This window comes from Phytohabitans maris (assembly GCF_031085175.1).
Taxonomy (GTDB): Bacteria; Actinomycetota; Actinomycetes; order Mycobacteriales; family Micromonosporaceae; genus Phytohabitans; species Phytohabitans maris.
Genome location: NZ_JAVHUY010000051.1, coordinates 61897 through 70195 on the forward strand (window position 1 = coordinate 61897; position 8299 = coordinate 70195).

Annotated in this window: 7 protein-coding genes and 1 pseudogene; 5 read left to right on the forward strand and 3 right to left on the reverse strand. The window is 69.1% G+C overall.

Annotated elements, in window-relative coordinates; all coding sequences use genetic code 11:
- The first annotated feature begins 731 nt into the window (after nucleotides 1-731).
- Genes RB614_RS37090 through RB614_RS37110 form a run of 5 tightly spaced genes read left to right on the forward strand, consistent with a single transcriptional unit; the run spans nucleotide 732 to nucleotide 6182 of the window.
- Nucleotides 732-1634: an acetoacetate decarboxylase family protein gene (locus RB614_RS37090; RefSeq protein WP_308717378.1), complete on the forward strand. Its 903-nt coding sequence runs from the start codon at nucleotides 732-734 to the stop codon at nucleotides 1632-1634.
- A 32-nt stretch (nucleotides 1635-1666) separates the two neighbouring features.
- Nucleotides 1667-2563: an HpcH/HpaI aldolase/citrate lyase family protein gene (locus RB614_RS37095; protein ID WP_308717379.1), complete on the forward strand. Its 897-nt coding sequence runs from the start codon at nucleotides 1667-1669 to the stop codon at nucleotides 2561-2563.
- Nucleotides 2560-4467: an isochorismatase family protein gene (locus tag RB614_RS37100; RefSeq protein ID WP_308717380.1), complete on the forward strand. Its 1908-nt coding sequence runs from the start codon at nucleotides 2560-2562 to the stop codon at nucleotides 4465-4467. The genes RB614_RS37095 and RB614_RS37100 overlap by 4 nt, the downstream gene beginning before the upstream one ends.
- Nucleotides 4464-5369, forward strand: a complete 906-nt coding sequence (locus RB614_RS37105; RefSeq protein WP_308717381.1) for a polysaccharide deacetylase family protein — start codon at nucleotides 4464-4466, stop codon at nucleotides 5367-5369. Before RB614_RS37100 ends, RB614_RS37105 begins: the two co-directional genes overlap by 4 nt.
- A gap of 30 nt (nucleotides 5370-5399) precedes the next feature.
- A complete protein-coding gene (locus tag RB614_RS37110; protein ID WP_308717382.1) occupies nucleotides 5400-6182 on the forward strand; it encodes an IclR family transcriptional regulator in 783 nt (260 codons plus the stop codon).
- A gap of 389 nt (nucleotides 6183-6571) precedes the next feature.
- Here RB614_RS37110 and RB614_RS37115 read toward each other — a convergent pair whose 3' ends face one another.
- The 3 genes and pseudogenes from RB614_RS37115 to RB614_RS37125 form a co-directional block, all read right to left on the reverse strand.
- Nucleotides 6572-6742: a hypothetical protein gene (locus RB614_RS37115; RefSeq protein WP_308717383.1), complete on the reverse strand. Its 171-nt coding sequence runs from the start codon at nucleotides 6740-6742 to the stop codon at nucleotides 6572-6574.
- Between the two features lie 303 nt (nucleotides 6743-7045).
- Complete coding sequence (locus RB614_RS37120; RefSeq protein WP_308716373.1) at nucleotides 7046-7714, reverse strand: GNAT family N-acetyltransferase; 669 nt, start codon at nucleotides 7712-7714, stop codon at nucleotides 7046-7048.
- Nucleotides 7715-7761: 47 nt separating this feature from the next.
- A pseudogene (locus tag RB614_RS37125) lies at nucleotides 7762-8299 on the reverse strand (amino acid permease); the annotation flags it as partial.

Genomic DNA, 8299 nt, shown 5'->3' on the forward strand with positions numbered 1-8299 from the left:
CCGAACCCATCCATACCGTTGCCCTCGCATCCTGACTGAACGCCGCGACCGCGACTCTGCCTGGCGTTCCACTAGTTGGAACAGGAGCGCCTTGATGTTCTGGATTGTTGGGGGCCCTGCCACCGGGTGTCAAGGTCCGTTCATGCAGCGTTCGACCGCCCGCACCGACGCCGGCCGACGCGGAACGAGCGTTCTGTCCCGATTGCCAGGCCACCGAAACGGACCCGAAACCAGACCGTCGCCGACTACACCGCTTCGATGTGGCGAGTACCACGCCGCGGGGTGACCGCCAGCCGGCCGCGCGCCGCACCATGCGACCGCAGGACCACATTGACCTCGGAGGATGCGATCCGATCATGGTCGCGGCCCGAGCCCGACAATAACCCGCGTTCCCGGGTGGAGGCCTTCCGCCCGTCCGCCGACATCCGGCAACTTGCAGAACACGAAGCCATGATCGTTCTACGTATCGGAACGTCGGAGCCGGCGACCGGGTTGCACAAGGCCAACCCGCAGCTCCCCGATCGGGGGCGGACAACAGCACCGCCACATCGACCACCAACGATCGATGTGTTACCTGGGGACGGGCGGCATGATCGGAAACCCTAGCTTCGGCACATACGAGCGTCAACGGAGAACGTTCCGTGAGCTGAAACACGGGGACGGATCGTTTGACAGAGCGGAATGTTCACGCGAGGCTGACGACCACGACGCGCTCCCGGAAGGGTCTGGACATGACGCAGACGAGGAACCCCAAGGCCATGCACGGCAACAAGGTCGGCGTGATGTGGCCACAGTCGCCGACCGGCCGGGCCAGTCTGATGGACCTCAACACGGAGCCCGACCTCGTTCTCTCCGACGACGTGCTCATCGTCGGCTTCAAGGCCGACCCCGAGGCCGTGCGCGCCTACGTGCCGGAGCCGCTGGAGCTCGACGGCTCAGGAACCATGTACATCAAGGCTGTCCAGCGCTGGGGCTACACCAGCCGCAACGCGACCGAATTCATCAGCTTCGAGCGGCTCAACCAGACCGAGTCGTTCTTCTGGATCCCCTGCTCGTACGAGGGCAAGGAGTTCTACTTCGTGCCGTTCTCGTGGGGCAACCGTGACTGGCTGGGCTATACAGGTCGGCTGGTCGGTATGCCGCACAAGTGGGCCAAGGTCCAGATGACCAGCTTCCACTCGTTCCACCCCACCTACAACGAGGCACACGCCGGCGCCCGCATCTGCGCCAGTGTCGAGAACATGGGCCTGGTGCACCGGCTGTACGGCGACCTCAAGGAGGTCATCAGGCCCGAGGACACACCGTTCAAGTGGGTGCAGGGCTCGTGCCCGCACTTCCTCGGCCACCGCTACATCTGGGACTCCGTCAAGGGCCGCCCACTGGCCAACGACCTGGTCGCGCACTACGGCGACGACGTCGAGATGGGTCCGGTGTGGCACGGCGACGGCTGGGTCCAGTTCTTCGACGCCGAGAACGACGAGGTGCTGCAGTTCCAGCCGCGCGAGATGCTCGGCTCCTGGTTCTTCACGCTGCGGTTCACCCACCAGAAGAGCTCTCCCTACATCGTCTACGACTACGGCGACGAGAGCCCATACGCCAACCGACCCCGGATCAAGGAACTGCTCGGCCGCTGACGCCGGCCCGCTCGCGGATAGGAGACCGGACCGTGCGTGACCTCGAAGCCATGCTCTACGTGCCAGCGGGCGACCCCCGCAAGCTCGACAAGGTGCCGCGGCTGCTGGGCGTCACCACGATCATCCTCGACCTCGAGGACGCCGTCGCCGCCGACCGGAAGGACGTCGCCCGGGCCGCGTTGGGGCGGGTCCTCGACGGCGTCGGCGCGGCCGCTCCCGGCGAGCGGCGCGGAGAGATCTGGGTCCGGATCAATGCCCCCGGCACCGTGGCGTTCGAGGCCGACCTCGCCGCCTGCGTCCGGGCCGAGGTCGCCGGCCTGATCGTCCCCAAGGCGACGGCCGACTCGCTGCACACGGTGGCGGCCAGGGTCGAGGAACGGGAACGGGCGGCCGGGCTCCCGCACGGCTCGGTCGAGCTGATGGGACTAGTCGAGACGATCGCGGGCTGGCACAGCGTCCGGACCGCGACCGCCCTGCCGTCCCGGGTGCACGGGCTGAGCTTCGGCGCCGGCGACTTCTCCCTCGAGCTCGGGTTGCCCTTCCCCCCGCCCGACGGCGTGCAGGGGCACACGCTACTGGTCGCCAAGGCCGAGCTGGTGCTGCACAGCCGCCGGCTCGGCCTGGCGCCACCGCACGACGGGGTCTACCCGGCGTACCGCGACCTCGACACCTTGCTCGCCGAGGCCACGCTGGCCAAATCCATGGGCTTCGTCGGTAAGCACACCATCCATCCCGACCAGGTGCCGGTCGTGCGTTCCGTCTTCGTTCCCGGCCAGGCCGAGCTCGACAAGGCCCGCCGGATCATCGCGGCGGCCGAGGACGCGCGGCAGCGCGGACTAGGCAACGCGAGCGTCGACGGCGAACTGGTCGACGTTCCGGTCGTCGAGCGGGCCCGGCGCCTGCTGCACGACGCAGGGAAGCCGTCATGAGCGGCGACGCCGCACTCGGGCCGATCCGGGTGCTCGACCTGTCGTCCCTGTATGCCGGTCCCTACATCGCCACCCTGCTCGGCGACTTCGGCGCCGATGTCGTCAAGGTCGAACATCCCCGCGGCGACGACGCCCGACGCTGGGGACTGTCCAAGGCCGACATTCCACTGTGGTGGAAGACAATCTCCCGCAACAAGCGCCTGATCAGCCTCGACCTGCACGACGAGGCCGACCGGGCCGTCGCCCGCCGCCTCGCCGTCGAGTGGGCCGACGTCGTGATCGAGAACTTCCGGCCGGGCCGGTTGGAGAAGTGGGGTCTGGGCTACGCCGACCTCGCCTCCGAGAACCCCGGCCTCGTGATGGTGCGGGTGACCGGGTTCGGGCAGACCGGCCCGTACCGGGACCGCCCCGGCTTCGGCACCCTCGCCGAGGCGTTCGCCGGGTTCGCCGCGATCACCGGCGAGCCCGACGGGCCACCCACGCTGCCCCCGTTCGGCCTGGCCGACGGCGTCGCCGCCCTTACCGGCGCCTACGCCACCATGGTCGCACTGTACTGGCGGGACACGAACGGCGGCCGCGGGCAGATGATCGACCTCAGCCTGTACGAGCCGCTGCTGTCGATCCTCGGCCCGCAGGTCACCGAATTCACCCAGACCGGCGTCGTGCAGCAGCGGCAGGGCAACCGGTCCGGCCGCACCTCGCCCCGCAACGCCTACCGGACCGGCGACGACCGGTGGGTCGCGCTGTCCGGTGGCACGCAGCAGGTCGCCAATCGGATCATGGCCGCGATCGGCCGGCCCGAGCTGGCCGAGGACCCACGCTTCAGCACCGCGGCGGCCCGGCGGGCCAACGCCGACGAGCTCGACAAGATCGTCGCCGACTGGATCGCCCGCACCACCCAGGCCGACGTGTTGGCCGCTTTCGAGGCCGTCGAGGCGCCGATCGCGCCGGTCAACGATGCGCAGTCGTTGGCCGTAGACCCGCACGTCCGCGAACGCGGCAGCATCGTCGACCTGCCCGACGAGGATCTCGGCACGGTCACCACCGCAGGCCTCATCGCCAAGCTCAGCGCGACACCGGGCCGCATCCGGCACACCGGCCGGGTCCCGGTCGGCGCCGACACAGACAGCGTGCTGGCCGAGCTGGGCATGGGCCGCCGCCCGTCCCCGCTGCCCGTCCCGCCCCACCCCGCCACGTCGTCCGCCCTGCCCCGCCCATGGGACGACCTCGTCACCGACACCGACCGCCAGACAATCCAGCGCTCGGCGTTCGGTCGCAGGGTGGGCCTGGGGTCCCGCCCGGCCCTGGTCGTGATCGACGCGCAGAACTACATGGTCGGCCCGCCGCCCGGCTCGACCCACGACTACCCGTCAGCCTGCCCGTCCGCGGCGCCGGCCCTACCTGTCCTCCGCGGCCTCCTCGACCACGCCCGGTCGCTCGGCGTCCCGGTCTTCTACACACAATGGACGGTCGCGCCGGACGGCGGCGACATCGGCGTCTACGGCCGCAAGCGCGACCTGCTGACCACCCAGGGCTGGGCGTTGGAAGGCAGCGAAGGGGCCCGCATCCACGACAGCGTCGCCCCCCGACCCGACGACATCGTCATGGTGAAGAAGAAGCCGAGCGGCTTTCACGGCACGCCGCTGCTGGGCCTGCTGATCGACCGCGGGATCGACACCGTAATCGTCACCGGCGGAGCGACGAGCAACTGCGTACGCGCCACGGCGATCGACAGCGCCTCCTACAACTTCCGCACGATCGTCGTCGAGGACTGCGTGTTCGACCGGATCGACGTGTCGCACCGCATCGCCCTGTTCGACCTGGACCGGCAGTTCGCCGACGTGATGCTGGCCGACGACGTGATGGTCGCGCTGTCCACGGCGGTCAGCGGGCGGACGGCGTGAACCCGCCAGTCCGCGACTTCGTCGGGTACGGCCGCCGCCCGCCGGTCGTCCGCTGGCCCGGCGACGCCCGGGTGGCGGTCAGCATCGTGGTCAACTACGAAGAGGGCAGCGAGCGGTCGTTCGACCGCGACGGCGTCAACGAAGGGCTGGGCGAGGTGCCGCGGCGGGTCGACGCCCCGTACCGCGATCTGGCCACCGAGTCGGTCTACGAGTACGGCAGTCGAGCCGGCGTGCACCGCCTCCTGCGGCTCTTCGCACGCTACGACGTGGCCACGACGTTCTTCGCCGCGGCCGAGGCCCTGGAGCGCAACCCGGAGGTCTGCGCGGCACTCCGCGACAGCGGGCACGAGGTATGCGCGCACGGGTGGCGCTGGACCGAGGAATGGACGCTCGACGTCGACGCGCAACGGGCGGCGATCGAGCGGGCGGTACGGTCGATCGAGGCCACCTGCGGCCAGCGTCCGGTCGGCTGGTACTCACGCTGGATGCCCAGTGTGGACACTCGCCGGCTGCTCGTGGAGGAAGGCGGCTTCCGCTACGACTCCAATGCGTACAACGACGACCTTCCCTACTTCGTACAGGTCGGCGACGCGCCGTTCCTCGTAGTGCCCTACTCGCTGACCTTCAACGACAGCCGACACACCTACGGCCAACTCACCTCGGCCAGCGACTTCTTCGACGAGTGCCGACGCGGTTTCGACTATCTGTGGGAGGAAGGCGACCACACGCCCCGCATGTTGTCGATCGGCGTGCATCCACGGCTGATCGGCCAGCCGTCGCGGACGTCGGCCCTACGCGACTTCATCGACCACGTCCTGACGAAGGGAGGCGCCTGGTTCGCCCGCAGACGGGACATCGCCGAAACCTGGTGGAACCAGCACCCTACCCTCGTACGCGATTGACGGAAGCCGCCACATGTTACTTTTCTGCCTATGATGTCCCCGCCGGCCTCTCAGGCGCAGCGGCTCAGCGCGGTGCTGCTCGCCTTCACCGAGGGCATCGGCACGACGCTCGGCGTGTCGGAGATCGCGCGCCATCTCGACATCCCCAAGAGCGCGGTACACCGCACGCTCACGGCGCTCCTCGAGGTCGGCCTCGTCGTCCGCGACGGCGATTCGTCGCGCTATCGGCTGGGCAGCCGGGCAGTCGCCCTTGCGATGGCGGCGCTAGGCGTACCCGACGTACGCACCTCCGCCCTTCCCTACCTGCAGGAGCTGACCCGGCTAACCGGCGAGTCAGCCACCCTGACCCTGATGATCGGCAACGAACGTGTCTACATCGAGCAGGTCGAAGGTCCGCAAGACATCCGAATGTCCGTCGAGATCGGACGCCGCTACCCCCTCTACGCCGGCGCGTCCGGCCGCAGCATCCTCGCCGCACTCCCCCCGGCCGAACTCGACGCCTACCTACGCTCCGTCGAACTGGTGGCGCTGACGTCAGCCACCATCATCGACACCGAACAGCTACGCACCGAACTGAAACGCACCCACGACGTGGGCTACGCGGTCAGCCGCGGCGAACGCGACCCGTGGGCCGCCTCGGTAGCGGCCGCGGTCTACGGAAGCAACCGGGTCATCGGCTCGATGAGCGTCTGCGGCCCCGCAGCCCGCATGACCGGCGAGGCCCTGACCCAGTTCGGTGAGGCCGTCAGCCGCAGCGCAACAAACCTGTCGCAGACACTCGGCCATCGCCCTCGGTCAAGAACTGTCTCGTAACTCGATGGAGGTGTTGGCCGCAGCGCGATCGGTGGTCAGCCGGCGGTGACGACATGTTCCACGACGAAGACCAAGGAAGCGCCCCCGACGAACGGCAACCGCCGTACCGAACCCACGCAGTCGTCGGACACGGCCAACCGAAATGCTCAAGCCCCGTTGGCGCTGGTCTGGTCTATGAGTCTGGCTGGGTATCGCGTTTGTGCCAGCTGCGGCGGGCGATGATCAGGAGTGTGGTGCCCAGCGCGGTGAGGAGGATGCCGGTCATGGCCGCGTCGAGTAGCGGTTACCTTGCGCACCGGTCCAGGTGTGGGCGACCGCGTCGCCCGCATCGCCCTGGTCATCCTCCCCTCCCGGTACTCACCGACGAAGCCGCCGTGGGACCGTCGGGGTCAGAAACCAATCACGCCGCCTACGACGTGCCAGACAAGGTAGAAGGCGAGGCGGAAGATCAGCGGGGCCAGAAAGCCATGGCGCCAGAAGAGATGAGCTTCAAAAAGGTTCATGGCGTACACCACGACCCCCAGGGCCAGCATCTCGACGTGCCCGGCGACAAGGCTCATTTGCTCTACCGGTTCGAGCAGCGATGTCAGGAGCGCGACTGCATGGGCTGGGCGGCGGATGGTCGGGGTCGAAGGGTGCAGCCCAGACGCGGCGTGGGCACGCCCGGCCCGGGGAGGCGGGTGGTTCGGGGTGCTGCCACTGCGCTTCCCTTCGACCCCGACCGGTTGTCCGCCCGCCGGATGGGGGGAAATCCGGCCGGCAGACAGTCCATAGTGGAGCGCCAAGACGGGTTGTTGTCGGCGTGGCCTCCAGTCGGGTAGTGAGCAGGACCCATGCACGCACGCCGGTACAGGTTTCGAGCACTAGCCTGGAACGACGCCGTCGACCACCGTCGACCCTCCAATCTGCGATGTCCGCTCATCGTGTGCGACAGCACGTCGCACCATCCCCCACATCGGCGGTCCGCTATCGGGAAGGAAAAACGGGGTCCCCCGACGTGGTTGGTAGCCATGCCGGACGTACAGGTCGACCGCACCGGACGAGGTGGCGACCAGGTAGGCGGGCAGGCCCGCCGTGTCGAGTCGCTCGTTGCGGTGGCGCAGCAACGCGCTGCCCAGGCCGGTGCACTGCCGGTCCGGGTGGACGCCGAGCCAGGCCAGGTAGTGGTGCGGTGTGCGGGGATGGTGGGCGGCGAAGGTGTCGTCGAGGAGCCGGAACCGGTCCGCGTACGGGCCGCAGGCGGTGGTGCGGAGCTGGTCGTAGGCGGCCAGGTCCGGTGGGGTGTAGGCGTAGTCGAACCAGACCGAGGCCGCGTCGACCGGGTCGGTGACTTCGATGTAGCCGTGTGCGAGGGTGAAGCCGACCAGCGCGCGGCACAGCCGCTGGTAGACGGTGCGGCGTTCGTCCCGGTCGGGTATCAGCCACGGGGCGTCGGGGGTGTCCAGGAACGCCTCGACCAGGATCTTGGTGATCTGGTCGGTGTCCGCGCTGGTGGCGATACGGACGTGCGGGCCGGCGGGTGTGTCGGTCACGGCAGGGGTTTCCTCACAGGTGTCGTCGGTCGAAGCGGGGGTCTTCATCAGCGGTTCACCGAAGCGGCGGTGGTGGGTGCGTCGGCGCCGCTGCCGACCCGGGCGTACACGTCGGGGCGGGTACGGTGCAGCCAAGCCGCCAACGCCAGCCCGGCCAGAGCGGCGGCCAGGTAGCCGCCGGGAATCACCCACCGGGCCGGCGAGCCGGGATCGACGTCGAGCAGGATGGGGAACTGGTCCAGGCTGGCAACCAGGACGACGGCCAGCAGCACCCCGGAGATCGTCGGGGCGACCCGCCGGTGCAAGGCGGTCTCGCCGGTGAACGGGGTCCGGTGGAAGTAGACGATCACCGCGACGCTGGTGGCGGTCATCAGGATCAGCACACCGAACCCGCCCGCCACGGTCCCCCAGAACAGCAGGTGGGTCAGCGGGTCGTCGAACCCGGCCGCGAGGTAGCCGACCAACACCACGACCGCGATGAGGCTATGCACCAGGGACGCACGGGCGGGTGCACCGGTGTGCCGTCCCGCAGTGCCCAACACGGCGGGCAGGACACCTTCGCGGCCCAACGCGTACAGGTAGCGG